Origin of the sequence: Pseudomonas sp. LJDD11 (assembly GCF_024584215.1) — a bacterium.
In the GTDB taxonomy this organism is placed as follows: Bacteria; Pseudomonadota; Gammaproteobacteria; order Pseudomonadales; family Pseudomonadaceae; genus Aquipseudomonas.
This window is the reverse complement of record NZ_JANJFL010000015.1, coordinates 68,351-84,561: the sequence shown is the minus strand read 5'-3', so window position 1 is coordinate 84,561 and position 16,211 is coordinate 68,351. Positions and strand designations below refer to the sequence as shown.

At 59.2% G+C, this 16,211-nt stretch carries 13 protein-coding genes and 2 pseudogenes; 10 read left to right on the top strand and 5 right to left on the bottom strand.

Translation table 11 applies throughout. The features are described from left to right. Positions 1-206: 206 nt before the first annotated feature. On the bottom strand, positions 207-845 hold the full coding sequence (locus tag NRB16_RS17835; RefSeq protein ID WP_257106588.1) for a TetR/AcrR family transcriptional regulator: 639 nt from the start codon (positions 843-845) through the stop codon (positions 207-209). Between the two features lie 102 nt (positions 846-947). Then, on the bottom strand, positions 948-1,130 hold the full coding sequence (locus NRB16_RS17830) for a DUF6124 family protein (protein ID WP_257106587.1): 183 nt from the start codon (positions 1,128-1,130) through the stop codon (positions 948-950). A gap of 537 nt (positions 1,131-1,667) precedes the next feature. Between NRB16_RS17830 and NRB16_RS17825 the strand changes: the two are divergent. Continuing rightward, a pseudogene (locus tag NRB16_RS17825) lies at positions 1,668-1,892 on the top strand (RHS repeat-associated core domain-containing protein); the annotation flags it as partial. A 643-nt stretch (positions 1,893-2,535) separates the two neighbouring features. On the opposite strand, the pseudogene NRB16_RS29725 reads toward NRB16_RS17825, so the two are convergent. Next, positions 2,536-2,619 (bottom strand): annotated as a pseudogene (locus NRB16_RS29725) (hypothetical protein); the annotation flags it as partial. Between the two features lie 255 nt (positions 2,620-2,874). Between NRB16_RS29725 and NRB16_RS17820 the strand changes: the two are divergent. Continuing rightward, positions 2,875-3,765, top strand: coding sequence for an RHS repeat-associated core domain-containing protein (locus NRB16_RS17820; protein WP_257106586.1), 891 nt, complete (start codon positions 2,875-2,877; stop codon positions 3,763-3,765). Between the two features lie 88 nt (positions 3,766-3,853). Here the strand turns inward: NRB16_RS17820 and NRB16_RS17815 are convergent, their stop codons facing one another. Beyond that, the gene (locus tag NRB16_RS17815; protein ID WP_045486036.1) at positions 3,854-5,230 is read right to left on the bottom strand and encodes a glutamine synthetase family protein; all 1,377 of its coding nucleotides are present in this window, start codon (positions 5,228-5,230) and stop codon (positions 3,854-3,856) included. A 610-nt stretch (positions 5,231-5,840) separates the two neighbouring features. Here NRB16_RS17815 and NRB16_RS17810 point away from each other — a divergent pair. The 7 genes from NRB16_RS17810 to NRB16_RS17780 all read left to right on the top strand — a co-directional run bounded on the left by NRB16_RS17810 (position 5,841) and on the right by NRB16_RS17780 (position 14,160). Next, on the top strand, positions 5,841-7,199 hold the full coding sequence (locus NRB16_RS17810; RefSeq protein WP_045486039.1) for a glutamine synthetase family protein: 1,359 nt from the start codon (positions 5,841-5,843) through the stop codon (positions 7,197-7,199). Positions 7,200-7,258: 59 nt separating this feature from the next. Next, positions 7,259-8,623 (top strand): aspartate aminotransferase family protein, encoded by a 1,365-nt coding sequence (locus tag NRB16_RS17805; RefSeq protein WP_257106585.1) that lies wholly within the window; start codon positions 7,259-7,261, stop codon positions 8,621-8,623. 92 nt (positions 8,624-8,715) lie between these two features. Next, positions 8,716-9,813, top strand: a complete 1,098-nt coding sequence (locus tag NRB16_RS17800; protein ID WP_045486046.1) for a polyamine ABC transporter substrate-binding protein — start codon at positions 8,716-8,718, stop codon at positions 9,811-9,813. A gap of 274 nt (positions 9,814-10,087) precedes the next feature. After that, a complete protein-coding gene (locus tag NRB16_RS17795) occupies positions 10,088-11,182 on the top strand; it encodes a polyamine ABC transporter substrate-binding protein (protein WP_045486049.1) in 1,095 nt (364 codons plus the stop codon). Positions 11,183-11,237: 55 nt separating this feature from the next. After that, on the top strand, positions 11,238-12,380 hold the full coding sequence (gene potA, locus NRB16_RS17790; protein WP_045486052.1) for a polyamine ABC transporter ATP-binding protein: 1,143 nt from the start codon (positions 11,238-11,240) through the stop codon (positions 12,378-12,380). A 35-nt stretch (positions 12,381-12,415) separates the two neighbouring features. Continuing rightward, positions 12,416-13,297, top strand: a complete 882-nt coding sequence (locus NRB16_RS17785; protein WP_173426712.1) for an ABC transporter permease subunit — start codon at positions 12,416-12,418, stop codon at positions 13,295-13,297. After that, complete coding sequence (locus NRB16_RS17780) at positions 13,294-14,160, top strand: ABC transporter permease subunit (protein WP_045486058.1); 867 nt, start codon at positions 13,294-13,296, stop codon at positions 14,158-14,160. The genes NRB16_RS17785 and NRB16_RS17780 overlap by 4 nt, the downstream gene beginning before the upstream one ends. On the opposite strand, the gene NRB16_RS17775 is transcribed toward NRB16_RS17780, so the two are convergent. Next, positions 14,161-15,099, bottom strand: a complete 939-nt coding sequence (locus NRB16_RS17775; RefSeq protein WP_253140756.1) for a LysR family transcriptional regulator — start codon at positions 15,097-15,099, stop codon at positions 14,161-14,163. A gap of 105 nt (positions 15,100-15,204) precedes the next feature. On the opposite strand from NRB16_RS17775, the gene araD1 reads away from it, so the two are divergent. Next, positions 15,205-16,200: an AraD1 family protein gene (araD1, locus tag NRB16_RS17770; RefSeq protein WP_253140757.1), complete on the top strand. Its 996-nt coding sequence runs from the start codon at positions 15,205-15,207 to the stop codon at positions 16,198-16,200. The last annotated feature ends 11 nt before the right edge of the window (positions 16,201-16,211 follow it).

The window sequence follows — 16,211 nt, the reverse complement described above, 5'->3', positions numbered from 1 at the left end:
CGATGCATATTGCAACGTCTTGTCCCACAAGATCAGCCAATGCCCACGCAAACAGAATGCCTTCTTCCGGTCTTGTCATGCTCATTCGAAGTCCCTTTGCGTACACATGTGGTTACTGGCTGGAACGCCTGTATATCACTTGGTCGCTGCAAGCGGAAGTTGCACTGCACAGGCACCAGCACCGGAGTTTCATCGCTGCGCACGCTTCAGAGTTCAGAGGGTCGTTTGGCAAGGCAAGGCGGCAGATACAAGCCCAGATAGGCATCGAACACCCGCAGGGCTTCTTGCGCCAGGCGCGGGGTGATCTGCTCATGCAGTTGCATTGAGCGGGCATAGACCCGGTCGCTCAGTTCCATGGCCAGCGCAAATACATCGACATCATCGGGCAGCACCGGCAGATGAAAGTGCCGGGCGAATACCGCCTGCAGCAACTGGCCCAGCTCGATATCGTGCCGGTGGTCGGCCTGATTGACCTCGGCCAGGCCATGCTGGGCAAGGATCAACTGGCGGGCCGCTGCATCGTTGTTGTAGATGGTGAGCATGCGCACTTCCAGCACCCGCGACAGGTCGCGCCAGTCGCGTAGTGAGTCGTGCGCCACTGGCTCCAGCAAGGTGGCCCGAAAAGCCGCATGCACGTCGGCGGTCAGGGCTTCGAGCAGGGCAGGTACGCTTGCGAAGAAGTGGTACACCGATGACGGCGGGATCTGTGCGCGCTCGGCCACGCTGTAGATCGACAGGCTGTCCACGCCCTCGCTGACCAGCAATTCCCGCGCGGCAGTGAGGATCGAGCCGATCCGCGCCTGGCTGGCAGCACGGGGTTTGCGGGGTGTGGCGGGGCGGGTCATGGTCAGCTAACTCTGGGGCGGGCAAGGCGCCATTGTACAGGGCGCCCGCGAGTAACGCTCCCGCCGAGACCGGGCTGTTACGGGATCGGCGGGAGCACCTGCCTAGTGCGCTTCGATCGCCAGCAGCGACTGGTTGACCAGCGACTGAGCCATTTCTGCCAGATGCATCACCGAGAAGGCCAGGTCACGTTGCTGGCCGCTCAACTGCTCGCCGGCTTCATAGGCGGTGGCGACAGCGCAGCGCAGGATCTGGTCGACACGTAGCAGGGTGTCTTCGAGGTGCATGGGGGGATCGGGTGTGATTTTTTTATGGTCTAAAACCTCTTAAAGTTTTGGAGCCATCGCTTGTCGCTCTCACACGGCAAAGGGTGGCAGCTATGTACAGGGTGAGAGGACCGGTAGAGGCACCCGGTCAGACCGAAGTCTGCCTGCACACAGCCGCCATAACGCATTCGATACAAGGATAAACCGAAGGCGAATTGACAGGCTTGCGCCGACCTCTTAAAGCAACCGGGCTCTCACACCCACCACTGCATTACAGCGGCGAAGCGCAGACTAGAGGCCCGATCAGGCAGGCGCAAGCGGTCGGGATTCTCTCGGAAACTTCACTCAAGAGATACAGAAAGGTCTGTAAGAAGGGTCACAATTCTTGTCGTCCATCGCCTGTTTTGGCGTGGTTCGGGGCCGTTGAATCCAGCCTGTCATTTCCGCTAGCGGAATCTGGTGGCAGTCGGAACGATAATCGGTTTTCAATTTCTTCTCGGGGTCAGACCAATGGCTGAGCAGCGAGCGCTACTTCCCGTCCCTCCGAATTGTGGGGCAGCAATTGGATCTGGACAGCGTCAATCCGTGCACCTGGGCTTCAATGGCGATCTCTGCGAGCCAATCACTGGCCATTATCTGTTGGGCAATGGCTATCGGGCGTACAACCCAGTATTGATGCGCTTTAACAGTCCGGACAGTTTGAGTCCGTTCGGTGAGGGTGGAATTAATACGTATGCGTACTGCCAAGGGGATCCGATCAGTTTTCGCGATCCCACCGGCCATATCATTTCCGCAGGCTATCGCTCCGCGATAAAGGTGTGGGTCGACCCTTTCGAGCAGGCGATCAGGCGCCGATTGCCCGTCGCCAGGGTTGCGCCGAGTCCGCGCAGCGCCAACGCGGTAGCCGTAATGCCTTCGACTGCCAGCGCAACAGCGGCGTCAGGTTCTCTGGCGCAAGCGGAACATACGAGCGACCCCTATCGAGCCTTTCTAGACCAGAGTACTTTTGAGTACCGCACGCTCAATGGAGTGGCAGCGCACAGGCGAGAATATCCGGTTGGTTCAGGGCAGACCTTCAATGTCTATGATCCTGACCTGTTTGAGTCGTTCTCCTCTGTGCAATTACAGGGCCATTTACGGAGCAATCACGCAGCCATCAATGCGTTCCGGGCCAGCGCTCAAAGAAATATTCAGGTAGAGAGCTATATGCTCATGCATATGGAGGGGCTTTACCGCAACCCTCAGATACGGCGTTTGCCTGAGCACGTTCTCACAAATGGCCTGACGGACATCCAGCAGCAGATAGCAAACTTAAGACAACGTTGAAGGCGTCATAAGCGGATGAGTGCTGTCGCGGATAAGTGCACCTCAATTCGCCATGCAAATACCTGTTGTACTCCAAGTCCGAAATCGAATGCACGAACTCTTACAGTCTGCTCTCTTTGTAAGCCGCGAATGGATTGAGGTACTTCAGATCAATGTAACGCGCCATGACCTGGCTGTCGTCCAGCGTTACCCAAGCGGATACCTGGATCTTGCGACCAGGCACCTGTCATTTCTGCTATCTGCCCAAGCTTGTTGCCCGTAAGCACACTCTTTCCATAACCCCTGATCAGCGAGATGGGAACATGGCCGAACAACGGCTGATGCTTTGCCGTTACCACTACGATCCGTTGGACCGGCTTAGCGGCTGGTGCCTGCCGGTGAGAGCAATGCGCAATTGTTTTATTGCAAGAATCGCCTGATGACCCAGATTTAGGGCGCGTTGCGCCACTCCCTCCTGCACACCGAAGAAAACCTGCTGGCGCAGCAATCGGGCAACGACACGGGTCTGGACACCAACTTGCTCGCCACCGACCGGCAGCGCTCGGTGTTGCAGGCCCTCAAGCGTGCCGGGCACCAGAGGTTGGTCTATACCGCCTATGGCTATCACACGCCCGACAGCGGCCTGGCCAGCCTGTTGGGTTTCAATGGCGAACGGCGCGACCCGCTGACCGGGCACTACCTGCTAGGCAATGGTTATCGGGCGTTCAACCCGCTGTTGATGCGTTTCAATAGCCCGGACAGCTTGAGTCCGTTTGGCAAAGGTGGGTTTAATGCCTATGCGTATTGTCAGGGGGATCCGGTGAATTACAGGGATCCGCACGGGAGTGTAAGACGCAGTGTTCTGAGCCAGCCATTACGTTCAAATCCGCTGCTCAATAGAATTCTGGATACCCCGGGGAGGAATGTTGTTCGTCCCAATTTAACCGCTGCTCAGGCTACGGCGGCGCGAACTGGGCGATCCCCAAGCGCTATGGGGTTGGCTGTTTCGGCACCCCAAACTTCAAGAGCCTCTATCTCTGGGGTAGCAGGCTCCTCGGTGGGGCACAATGAGACAGTTTTGGTTCGCAGCGTAGATATCCAGGTATCGGAGATCAGTAGGAACCAAATGCTGAGGAAGATGCCCCATGTAAAAAGCGGACGAGTGACGCCTAGCGAGTATTTTAAGAAGCCCGCAGGCAAGTTCATTCCTCCAGTGGGGCCCGAGAAATTCAGAGAGAGTGAAGCTGGAGAGCGCCTGCTTGAGCTTGCGATTGCAGGTCGGGATACCATGCCCGAGCAGGGCCTTTCTCTCCAACAGATAAACGCCGCGGTTGCTGCGGTACGGAGTTGAGTTAGTTAATGACACCCGTAAGGCAGTTGCTCTGAGATCAGGTAGGTGCGTTTGGAGAACACCGTCGCAGGTGTTCTCCACTTGGAACTCAAACCGTATGCAAATACCAGTTGTACTCCAAATCCGAAATCGAGTGCTCGAACTCTTCCAGCTCGCTCTCTTTACAAGCCACGAAGATATCGATGTATTTCGGATCGATGTATTTGGCCATGACTTCGCTGTCGTCCAGCGTGCGCAGGGCGTCGCGCAGGTTGTTGGGCAGGCTCTGTTCGAATTGCTCGTAGGAGTTGCCTTCGACCGGTGCGCCCGGCTCGATCTTGTTGGTCAGGCCGTGGTGCACGCCTGCCAGTACCGAGGCCATCAGCAGATACGGGTTGGCATCGGCGCCCGCCACGCGGTGCTCGATGCGCACGGCATCGGCGGTGCCGGTTGGTACGCGCACCGCCACGGTGCGGTTGTCCAGGCCCCAGGTTGGTGAGTTAGGTACGTAGAACTGCGCGCCGAAGCGGCGGTAGGAGTTGACGTTCGGGCACAGGAACGCCATCTGCGCCGGCAGGGTCTCGAGCACACCGCCGACCGCATGACGCAATGCGGCGTTCTGCTCGGGATCCTCACTGGTGAAAATGTTCTTGCCGTCGCGATCAAGGATCGAGATGTGCACATGCAGGCCGTTGCCGGCCTGGCCCGGATAGGGCTTGGCCATGAAGGTGGTGTCCATCTCATGGTCGTAGGCGATGTTCTTGATCAGGCGCTTGAGCAGTACCGCGTAGTCGCAGGCCTTGAGTGGGTCGGCCACGTGGTGCAGGTTGACCTCGAACTGCGCAGGGGCGCTTTCCTTGACGATGGCGTCAGCCGGAATGCCTTGCTCCTTGGCGCCTTCAAGGATGTCCTGCAGGCAATCGACGTACTCGTCGAGGTCGTCGATCAGGTACACCTGAGTGGAATGCGGGCGTTTGCCGGAAATCGGTGAGCGCGGTGGCTGTGGGCGGCCGTTCACGTTTTCCTGGTCGATCAGGTAGAACTCCAGCTCAAACGCGGCGCAGATGGTCAGGCCCATCTCGTCGAACCGGCTGACGACCTGGCGCAGTACCTCGCGCGGGTCGGCAAAGAAGGGTTCGCCTTCGAGTTCGTGCATGGTCATCAGCAATTGCGCGGTGGGGCGCTTTTGCCACGGTTCATTGCACAGCGTATTGGGGATCGGGTAGCAGATGCGATCGGCATCGCCGATATCCAGGCCAAGGCCGGTGCTTTCTACTGTGGAGCCATTGATGTCCAGGGCAAACAACGAGGCCGGGAGGTTGATGCCTTTTTCGTAAACCTTGTGCAGGCTGGTGCGTTCGATTCGCTTGCCACGCACTACACCATTCATATCTGCAATCAGAAGGTCAACGTACAGAACCTCAGGGTGTTCCTTAAGGAACGCGTTCGCTTCGTTGAGCTGAACGGCACGCGGGGGTACCGACATGATGCAACACCTTTGTTGTTAAAAATATCAATCATCGAGTCTTGCCGGATTCAGTCAATCCGAAAGCCATGATGAAGTCAATAGAGCTTTCCTTTGCCCCGAAATGGCGCCATCGTGCCGATTATGCTGCTTGTCAGGGCATTCGCAACACGCTACAGCCGGGCAATACCCGAAGCCATGAATTGGCGTGTTCAACGTATTTCTAATTATTGTGAAAAAAAATGAACGGCGCTAAGCTCCATCGCAACCCATAACAGCAAAAATACCGGGGGCGTCGATGTCTGCATTGCCATTCATGGACAACAACGCACACTGTGCAATGGCCTCGCCAGGCAGTGGTGTCGCCCATCACCGATGCACAGCGTCTACTGAACCCTATCACTATAGTGGCGCGGCTGACAGCGTGCCGCTTACCCCTTCGCGCTTGCGTATGACCGCGCATTTGACTCGGCATCCGCCTCCAGGTTGCGTTAGCCTTGCGCTGCGTTCATCAAACATGCATTTGCGAGGTGCATCCTGCACCGCACGGCGCCTGGGCACTGCACTGTGACGCCGAACAAGTCGCATCCAGGCCTGACTCCGGTCAGGACACGTCAAACCTGAGGTATTTATGAGTACCAATCTCGACCAGCTCACCGATTGGTTGAAAGAACACAAGATCACTGAAGTCGAATGCATGATGTCGGACCTGACCGGCATCACTCGGGGCAAGATCTCCCCCACCAACAAATTCATCGCTGAAAAAGGCATGCGCCTGCCGGAAAGCGTTCTGTTACAGACTGTGACCGGTGACTATGTAGAAGACGAGATCTACTACGAACTGCTCGACCCGGCCGACATCGACATGATCTGCCGCCCCGATGCCAATGCCGTGTATCTGGTGCCATGGGCTATCGAGCCGACGGCCCAGGTGATCCACGACACCTACGACAAACAGGGCAACCCCATCGAGCTGTCGCCGCGCAACGTGCTCAAGAAAGTCCTCAAGCTGTATGCCGACCAGGGCTGGCAGCCGATTGTCGCGCCGGAGATGGAGTTCTACCTGACCAAGCGCAGCGATGACCCCGACTACCCGTTGCAGCCGCCGGTAGGCCGCTCCGGGCGTCCCGAAACGGGCCGGCAGTCGTTCTCCATCGAGGCCGCCAACGAGTTCGATCCGCTGTTCGAAGACGTTTACGACTGGTGCGAACTGCAGAACCTCGACCTCGACACGCTGATTCATGAAGATGGCACGGCGCAGATGGAAATCAACTTCCGTCACGGTGATGCGCTGTCGCTGGCTGACCAGATCGTGGTGTTCAAACGCACCATGCGCGAGGCCGCGCTCAAGCACAACGTGGCTGCGACCTTCATGGCCAAGCCCATGACCGGCGAGCCGGGCAGCGCCATGCACCTGCACCAGAGTGTGATCGACATTCAGACCGGCAAGAGCATCTTTTCCAACGAAGACGGCACCATGAGCACGCTGTTTCTGCAGCATGTCGGTGGCTTGCAGAAATACATCCCCGAGCTGTTGCCGCTGTTCGCGCCCAACGTCAACTCGTTCCGCCGCTTCCTGCCTGACACCTCGGCGCCGGTCAATGTCGAGTGGGGCGAAGAAAACCGCACCGTCGGCCTGCGCGTACCGGATGCCGGCCCGCAGAACCGCCGCGTCGAAAACCGCCTGCCGGGCGCCGATGCCAACCCGTATCTGGCGATTGCCGCGAGTCTGCTGTGCGGTTTCATCGGCATGGTCGAAGGCATCAACCCCAGCGCGCCGGTGGTGGGGCGTGGCTACGAGCGCCGCAACCTGCGCCTGCCACTGACCATCGAAGACGCGCTGGAGCGCCTGGAAAACAGCAAGACCATCGAGAAGTACCTGGGCAAGAAATTCATCGTTGGCTACGTCGCGGTCAAGCGTGCCGAGCATGAAAACTTCAAGCGCGTGATCAGTTCCTGGGAGCGTGAGTTCCTGCTGTTTGCCGTCTGACCGCTGATAGCCCCGTAGGAGGGGCTATCCACCCTGCAATCTGGCAATGGAGTGATGCAATGACCGTCAAGAATCCACAAACCCTCGAATGGCAAAGCCTCAGCCACCAGCATCATCTGGCGCCTTTCAGTGACTACAAACAACTGAAGGAAAAAGGGCCGCGCATCATTACCCGCGCCGAAGGGGTGTACCTGTGGGACAGCGAAGGGCAGCAGATTCTCGACGGCATGGCCGGCTTGTGGTGCGTTGCGGTGGGCTACGGTCGTGAAGAGCTGGTCGCGGCCGCCAGTCGCCAGATGCGTGAGCTGCCGTATTACAACCTGTTCTTCCAGACCGCTCACCCGCCTGCTCTGGAGCTGGCGCAGGCGATCGGCCAGATTGCCCCGCAGGGCATGAACCATGTGTTCTTCACCGGCTCCGGCTCCGAAGGCAACGACACGATGTTGCGCATGGTGCGTCATTACTGGGCAATCAAAGGCCAGCCGAACAAGAAAACCATCATCAGCCGGGTCAATGGTTATCACGGCTCCACCGTCGCCGGTGCCAGTTTGGGTGGCATGACTTACATGCACGAGCAGGGCGATTTGCCGATTCCCGGGATTGTCCATATTCCCCAGCCGTACTGGTTCGGCGAGGGTGGCGACATGAGCCCGGATGAGTTCGGTGTCTGGGCTGCCGATCAACTGGAGAAAAAGATCCTCGAACTCGGCGTGGACACGGTCGGCGCCTTTATCGCCGAGCCGATTCAGGGCGCTGGCGGGGTCATCGTGCCGCCTGACAGCTACTGGCCGCGCATCAAGGAAATTCTGGCCCGCTACGACATCCTGTTCGTGGCAGACGAGGTGATCTGCGGCTTCGGGCGTACCGGCGAGTGGTTCGGCAGTGACTACTATGGTCTTGAACCGGACATGATGACCATCGCCAAGGGGCTGACCTCCGGTTACGTGCCCATGGGCGGCCTGGTGGTGCGTGACGAAGTCGTCGCGGTGCTCAACGAGGGGGGCGATTTCAACCACGGCTTCACCTATTCCGGGCATCCGGTGGCCGCCGCCGTGGGCCTGGAAAACATACGTATCCTGCGCGAGGAACGCGTCGTCGAACGGGTCAAGGCAGAAACGGCACCTTACTTGCAGAAACGTCTGCGTGAGCTGAGCGACCACCCGTTGGTGGGCGAGGTGCGCGGCGTGGGTCTGTTGGGGGCAATCGAGCTGGTGCGCGACAAGGTCAGCCGGGAACGTTACACCGGGCAATCGGCGGGCATGATCTGCCGAACCTTCTGTTTTGAAAATGGCCTGATCATGCGAGCGGTCGGCGACACCATGATCATTGCGCCGCCACTGGTCATCAGCCTGGCGCAGATCGACGAACTGGTGAGCAAGGCGCGCCAGTGCCTGGATCTGACCTGGCAGGCGCTGCAAGGTTAATGCTGTTCTACAAGGCCATCCGCTAATCTGCCAGACTAACGGCGCTGCCAGTCAGCCGTTCTGTTTAATAACGACAACTTGGAGCTGTATCCATGAAAACATTCGGCAAGACCCTTCTCGCCTTGTCCATGGCGGGCCTGATGACCGCGACCGTGCACGCTGACGATAAAGTGCTGCACGTTTATAACTGGTCCGATTACATTGCCCCGGACACCGTGGCCAAGTTCGAGAAAGAGTCGGGTATCAAAGTTGTCTACGATGTGTTCGACAGCAATGAAACCCTGGAGGCCAAACTGCTGGCAGGCAAGTCTGGCTACGATGTGGTCGTGCCAAGCAACAACTTCCTGGCCAAGCAGATCAAAGCCGGGGTCTATCAGGAACTGGACCGCTCCAAACTGCCGAACTGGAAAAACCTCGACCCGGCGCTGCTCAAGGCGGTGGGCGATGCCAGTGACCCGGGCAACAAGTTCGCCTTCCCGTACATGTGGGGCACCATCGGCATCGGCTATAACCCCGAGAAGGTCAAGGCGGCACTGGGCGTCGACAAGATCGACTCCTGGGACGTACTGCTCAAGCCCGAGAACATCGCCAAGCTCAAGAGCTGCGGGGTGAGTTTCCTCGACTCGCCTACCGAAATGATCCCGGTGGCCCTGCATTACCTGGGTTACCCGACCAACAGCGAAGACAAGAAACAGCTGGCCGAAGCCGAAGCGCTGTGGCTGAAGATCCGTCCTTCTGTGGCTTACTTCCATTCGTCCAAGTACATCTCTGACCTGGCCAATGGCAACATCTGTGTGGCTGTCGGTTACTCCGGTGACCTGGAGCAGGCCAAGTCGCGCGCCCATGAAGCCGGTGACAAGGTCAAGCTGTCCTACGCCATTCCCAAAGAAGGTGCCGGTAGCTTCTATGACATGGTCGCCATCCCTAAAGATGCCGAAAATGTCGACGCGGCCTACAAATTCCTGAATTTCCTGCTGCAGCCGGAAGTCATGGCCGAGATCACCAACGAAGTACGCTTCCCGAACGGCAACAAAGCCGCGACGGCGCTGGTCGACAAGGAAATCTCCGGTGATCCGAGCATCTACCCGACCCCGGAAGTGACTGCCAAGCTGTATGCAATTGCTGATTTGCCAGCCGCGACCCAGCGGATCCTGACCCGCAGCTGGACCAAAATCAAATCGGGGAAATAAATCTGTAACAATTAGTGGGGATGCTGCGTGGCCGTCTGCTGGCGCAGCATCTGCACTGCATGGACGTGGCTTCGGCCGCGAACCATCGATTGATCGCAGGTGATGCACCTGCTGACCAGATTCTTTGCCGGGGCGCACAGGTTGCAGGGTGCGTACCGTTTTTTCTGGAGAGATCCGCCCCCTTCAAGGGGACCTCTAAAAACGCATGCGCCCAGCCAGCAGATTGCTTTAGAGGTATCCAAAGGGCAGGCCCACTGTAAAAAGGACTGATGCTTTGTCTATTTCCATTCTGTTCAAGGCCGTACTGGCCGGAGCCGGGCTGACCCTGGCGCTGAGTGCCCATGCCGATTCTTCCGTTCGCGTCTACAACTGGTCGGATTACGTCGGTGAAACCACTCTGGCGGATTTCGAAAAGGCCACTGGCATCAAGCCGGTTTACGACGTGTTCGACTCCAACGAAACCCTTGAAGGCAAGTTGCTTGCAGGGCGCACCGGCTACGACGTCGTGGTGCCCAGCAACCATTTTCTGGGGAAACAGATCAAGGCCGGTGCCTTCCAGAAACTCGACAAGGCGTTGCTGCCCAATTACCAGAACCTCGACCCGGCACTGCTCAAGCGCCTGGAGAAAAACGATCCGGGTAATCAGTACGCCGTGCCTTACCTGTGGGGCACCAATGGCATCGGTTACAACGTCGAGAAGGTCAAAGAGGTGCTGGGTGTCGACAAAATCGACTCCTGGGCTGTGCTCTTTGAACCGGAGAACATCAAGAAGCTATCAAGCTGTGGTGTCGCCTTCCTTGATTCGGCCGACGAGATGATCCCGGCGGTGCTTAACTATCTGGGGCTGGACCCCAACAGCACCAAGGATGCCGATTACAAGAAGGCCGAGGCCAAGCTGCTGGAAGTGCGTCCTTACGTGACCTATTTCCACTCTTCCAAGTACATCTCCGACCTGGCCAACGGCAATGTCTGCGTGGCGGCCGGTTTCTCCGGCGACGTATTCCAGGCCCGCGACCGTGCCGAAGAGGCCGGCAAGGGCGTCAAGATTGCCTATAGCATCCCCAAAGAGGGTGCCAACCTGTGGTTCGACATGCTGGCCATACCGGCGGACTCGAAAAACCTCAAAGAGGCCAGTGCATTCATCAACTACATGCTCGACCCGCAAGTCATTGCCAAGGTCAGTGACCAGGTCGGTTACGCCAACCCCAATACCAAGGCTGGCGAGTTCATGGATCAGGACATCCGCAACAACCCGGCGGTCTATCCGCCGCAAACCGTGCTGGACCGTTTGTTCGTAAATAGCGAGCTGCCCCCCAAGGTGCAGCGTCTGATGACCCGCAGCTGGACCAAGGTCAAGTCGGGCAAATAAAGAACCTGCCTCTGGCTCACAGCGCCAGAGGCATTATTTCCGGGAGTTTTTACCCATGGCAGTTGCCTCCGGCGCCCTAAACAATCCCCTTGAGACCGGTAAGCAGCCCAAAGAAGTATTGCTCAGGGTCGACAGGGTCACCAAAAAGTTCGACGAGACCGTGGCGGTGGACGATGTGTCCCTGCAGATCAACAAGGGCGAAATCTTTGCCCTGTTGGGCGGTTCCGGTTCGGGTAAATCCACCCTGTTACGCATGCTGGCCGGTTTCGAGCGCCCTACCGACGGGCGTATCTACCTTGATGGCGTCGACATCACCGACCTGCCGCCCTACGAGCGGCCGATCAACATGATGTTCCAGTCCTATGCGCTGTTCCCGCATATGACGGTGGCCGACAACATCGCCTTCGGCCTCAAGCAGGACAAACTGCCCAAGAACGAGATCGACCAGCGCGTCACCGAGATGCTCAAGCTGGTGCACATGACCCAGTACGCCAAGCGCAAGCCGCACCAACTGTCCGGCGGCCAGCGTCAGCGCGTGGCGCTGGCCCGCTCGCTGGCCAAGAAGCCCAAGCTGCTGTTGCTCGACGAGCCGATGGGCGCCCTGGATAAAAAACTGCGGTCGCAGATGCAGCTTGAGCTGGTGGAAATCATCGAACGAGTGGGCGTGACCTGTGTGATGGTGACCCATGACCAGGAAGAAGCCATGACCATGGCTGCGCGCATCGCGATCATGCACCAAGGCTGGATTGCCCAGATCGGCAGCCCGATCGACGTCTATGAAACCCCTGTCAGCCGTCTGGTGTGTGAGTTCATCGGCAGCGTCAACCTGTTCGAAGGCGAAGCCGTCGAGGACATGGAAGGCTACGCGCTGGTACGTACCCCTGATCTTGAGCGGCCTATCTATATCGGCCACGGGGTCAGCACCTCTGTGGAGGACAAGAGCCTCACCTATGCACTGCGTCCGGAAAAAGTGCTGATCGCCACCCAGCAGCCGACCACTGAGTACAACTGGTCGAGCGGCAAGGTTCACGATATCGCCTACCTGGGCGGGCATTCGGTGTTCCATATCGAGCTGCCCGGCGGCAAGCGTGTGCAGGCCTTCGTGGCCAATGCCGAGCGCCAGAACGACCGGCCGACCTGGGGTGATCAGGTCTATATCTGGTGGGAAGACGACAGCGGCGTGGTACTGCGCTCATGAAAGCACGCAAGGTCAAGCGCCTGCTGCGGCGCATCATCCCCGACGGGCGGCAACTGGTCATTGGCGCACCCTTTCTGTGGCTGTTCCTGTTTTTCGCCCTGCCGTTTCTGATCGTCCTGAAGATCAGTTTCGCCGAAGCCGACGTAGCGATCCCGCCGTATACCGAGATCTTCACCTACGCCGAAGAAAAGCTGCAGATCGTGCTCAGTTTCACCAGCTACACGATGCTGGCGGGCGATGATTTGTACCTGGCGGCTTATCTGGGTTCGCTGAAGACGGCGTTCTTCAGCACCTTGCTGTGCCTGCTGATTGGCTACCCCATGGCCTACGCCATCGCCAATGCCCGCAAGGACATCCAGACGGTGCTGTTGCTGTTGATCATGATGCCGACCTGGACTGCGATTCTGATCCGGGTCTACGCCTGGATGGGCATCCTCGGTAACAACGGCCTGCTCAACGGCTTCTTGATGTGGCTGGGCCTGATCGACGAGCCGTTGCAGATCCTCAATACCAACCTGGCGGTGTATATCGGCATCGTTTACTCCTACCTGCCGTTCATGATCCTGCCGCTCTACGCCAACCTGGTGAAGCACGATCACAGCCTGCTGGAGGCCGCCTCGGACCTTGGTTCGAGCACCTTCAACAGCTTTTGGAAAATCACCGTGCCGCTGTCGAAGAACGGCATCATTGCCGGCTGCATGCTGGTGTTCATCCCGGTGGTCGGTGAGTTTGTGATTCCTGAGCTGCTCGGTGGCCCGGAAACCCTGATGATCGGCAAGGTGCTGTGGCAGGAGTTCTTCAACAACCGTGACTGGCCGGTGGCTTCGGCGTTGGCGGTGATCATGCTGCTGGTGCTGATCGTGCCGATCATTCTGTTCAACCGCAGTCAGGCCAAGGAACTGGAGGGCAAGGCATGAGAGGCTTCAAGTTCTCCAATCTGATGCTGGTGGTGGGGTTGCTGTTCATTTACCTGCCGATGCTGATCCTGGTGATCTACTCGTTCAACGAGTCGCGGCTGGTGACGGTGTGGGGCGGCTGGTCGGTCAAGTGGTACGTGGGGTTGCTGGACAATACCCAGTTGATGGGCTCGGTGATGCGCTCGCTGGAAGTGGCCTTCTACACCGCCATCGCGGCGGTGGCGCTGGGCACCATGGCCGCCTTTGTGCTGACCCGTATCTCGCGGTTTCGCGGCCGCACGGCGTTCGGTGGTCTGGTCACCGCGCCGCTGGTCATGCCTGAGGTGATTACCGGTCTGTCGCTGTTGCTGCTGTTCGTGGCCATGGCGCAACTGATCGGCTGGCCTGCCGAACGTGGCCTGCTGACCATCTGGATCGCCCATACCACGTTCTGTACCGCCTATGTGGCGGTGGTGGTGTCGGCGCGTCTGCGGGAACTGGACCTGTCCATCGAGGAGGCTGCGATGGACCTTGGCGCGCGGCCGTGGAAGGTGTTCTTTCTGATCACCATCCCGATGATCGCCCCATCGCTGGCGGCCGGCGGCATGATGTCCTTCGCCCTGTCGCTGGACGACCTGGTGCTGGCCAGCTTCGTTTCCGGGCCTGGCTCGACCACCCTGCCGATGGAGGTTTTCTCTGCCGTGCGTCTGGGCGTGAAGCCGGAAATCAACGCCGTGGCCAGTCTGATTCTGTTGGCCGTGTCGCTGGCGACGTTCATGGTCTGGTACTTCACTCGTCAGGCCGAAGAGCGTCGCCGCAAGGCGATTCAACAGGCCATCGACGAGAGTCTGGATGCCTCGGTCAGCGAGCGGCGTCTGGCCTAGCTACGCACCGTCGACGCTGCCAACACCCGCCTGCAATGCCTCGGTCAGTAATCTGGCCGGGGCTGACAGCGGTGTGTTGTGGCGGCTGACCAGCCAGAACGGTTCGCTGCGTGAACGCAGGGTCAGCGCCAAGGGCACCACGCCCATGCCGCTGGCACTTTCAGCCACGGCCTTGGGCATCATCGCGACCAGTTGCCGGTCCTGTTGCAGCAGCATCAGGGTGGTGAAGGTGGACGCGGTTTCGATCGCAAACCGCGGAAACTCCAGCCCGGCCTCACTGAACTCCCGTTCCAGCACCAGCCGCATCGGCATGTTTGCCGGATAGACCACCCAGTTGTAATGCTGCAGCTCGTCGAGTGTCAGGCTGGCGGCAGCGGCCAGCGGGTGCAGTGGGTTGGCAACCAGTTGCAACGCCTCCGGGGCCAGCGGCAGGCAGTCATAGGCTTGCGGGCGCTGACTGACGCTGGTTCGGCAGAGCGCCAGATCCAGGCGCCCCTGGTCAATCAGGCCCAGCAGCCGGGCGCTGGTGTCCTCGACCACTTCCACCGCCAGTTCCGGCTGCGCTTCACGCAGGCGCGCCAGGCTGCTGACCAGCAACGGTACTGCGCCCATCACCGCGCCCACGGCAATCCGCCCCCCCTGGCCCTGCAGAATGCCGATCAGTTCTTCACGCAGGTGGGCCATGTCGCTGTGGATCAGCCGGGCATAGCGGATCACACAGCGTCCCAAATCGTTGGCTTCCAGACCCTGGCTGGTGCGGGTGAACAGCCGGGTGCCGAATGCCGACTCGATTTCGTTCAGCGCCGAGGTCGCACCGGGCTGGGTAATGGCCACGTACTCGGCAGCCTTGTGCAGCGAGCCGTGATCGTCCAGAGCGATCAGCAGACGCAGCTGCTTCAGGCGCAGCCGTGAGATCAGTGAGGTGAGCGGGGCGATCATGGGGATAAGTAAAGGTTATCGCTTAATCAGAGGCTCTCATTAGGCAGCCTGCTGGCAGATTCGTAAAGTGCGGCTTATCCACAGCAGAACAAGAAGGCCCATGCCATGCGACTGATCCAGTATGAAACCTCTGCCGGCCAACGCCATGTCGGCATCGTCGAGGGCGACCAGGTACACACCGTGCTGGCGACCCTCAGCACCCGGGAACTGGCGCTGGCGGCCATCAGCGCCGGTCATGGTCTGGAGGACGAAGTGCTCAAGCGCGGCAGCCAGCCCGGCCCGTTGTATCGGGATCTGCAGGAAGCCGGCCAGATACTGCCGCCGCTGGATCACGAAGACCCGGCCCATTGCCTGGTCAGTGGCACTGGCCTGACCCATCTGGGCAGCGCGGATACCCGTGACAAGATGCACCAGAAAAAAGACCAGGACGAAGCGACGCTCACCGATACCGCGCGCATGTTCCGTTGGGGCGTAGAGGGCGGCAAGCCAGGTGCCGGCAAGGTCGGCGCGCAGCCGGAGTGGTTCTACAAAGGTGATGGTTCGATCGTGCTGCGCCCCGGTGCAAGCTTTCCACTGCCGACCTTCGCCGAAGACGTCGGTGAAGAGCCCGAGTTGGTTGGCCTGTACGTGATCGGCCCGGACAGCAAGCCTTATCGCCTTGGCTATGCGCTGGGCAACGAGCTGTCCGACCACGTACTGGAGCGTCGTAGCTACCTGTACCTGGCACACTCCAAGCTGCGCTTCTGCGCCTATGGTCCTGAGCTGCGCATCGGTGCCTTGCCAGCGCATCTGGCCGGTATCAGCCGCATTCACCGCGACGGCCAGGTGTTATGGGAAAAGGAATTTCTCAGTGGCGAAGAAAACATGTGCCACAGCCTGGAGAACCTTGAATACCACCACTTCAAATACCGCCAGTTCCTGCGTCCGGGCGATGTGCATGTGCATTTCTTCGGCACCGCAACCCTGTCGTTTGCCGACGCGGTGAGCGCGCGTCCCGGAGACACCTTCGAGATCGAAATCGCCGAGTTCGGCGCACCGCTGCGCACCGGTGTGGTTGTTGATGACGAGCCACTGGCTCCCGGCGCCGTCCAGGCGCTCTGAACACAAAGGAA

What these genes read in the sequence shown, in the direction of transcription:
- NRB16_RS17835 (WP_257106588.1), bottom strand. Translation starts at nt 845, where the DNA reads ATGACCCGCCCCGCCACACCCCGCAAACCCCGTGCTGCCAGCCAGGCG.
- NRB16_RS17830 (WP_257106587.1), bottom strand. Translation starts at nt 1,130, where the DNA reads ATGCACCTCGAAGACACCCTGCTACGTGTCGACCAGATCCTGCGCTGC.
- NRB16_RS17815 (WP_045486036.1), bottom strand. Translation starts at nt 5,230, where the DNA reads ATGTCGGTACCCCCGCGTGCCGTTCAGCTCAACGAAGCGAACGCGTTC.
- NRB16_RS17810 (WP_045486039.1), top strand. Translation starts at nt 5,841, where the DNA reads ATGAGTACCAATCTCGACCAGCTCACCGATTGGTTGAAAGAACACAAG.
- NRB16_RS17805 (WP_257106585.1), top strand. Translation starts at nt 7,259, where the DNA reads ATGACCGTCAAGAATCCACAAACCCTCGAATGGCAAAGCCTCAGCCAC.
- NRB16_RS17800 (WP_045486046.1), top strand. Translation starts at nt 8,716, where the DNA reads ATGAAAACATTCGGCAAGACCCTTCTCGCCTTGTCCATGGCGGGCCTG.
- potA (WP_045486052.1), top strand. Translation starts at nt 11,238, where the DNA reads ATGGCAGTTGCCTCCGGCGCCCTAAACAATCCCCTTGAGACCGGTAAG.
- NRB16_RS17780 (WP_045486058.1), top strand. Translation starts at nt 13,294, where the DNA reads ATGAGAGGCTTCAAGTTCTCCAATCTGATGCTGGTGGTGGGGTTGCTG.
- NRB16_RS17775 (WP_253140756.1), bottom strand. Translation starts at nt 15,099, where the DNA reads ATGATCGCCCCGCTCACCTCACTGATCTCACGGCTGCGCCTGAAGCAG.
- araD1 (WP_253140757.1), top strand. Translation starts at nt 15,205, where the DNA reads ATGCGACTGATCCAGTATGAAACCTCTGCCGGCCAACGCCATGTCGGC.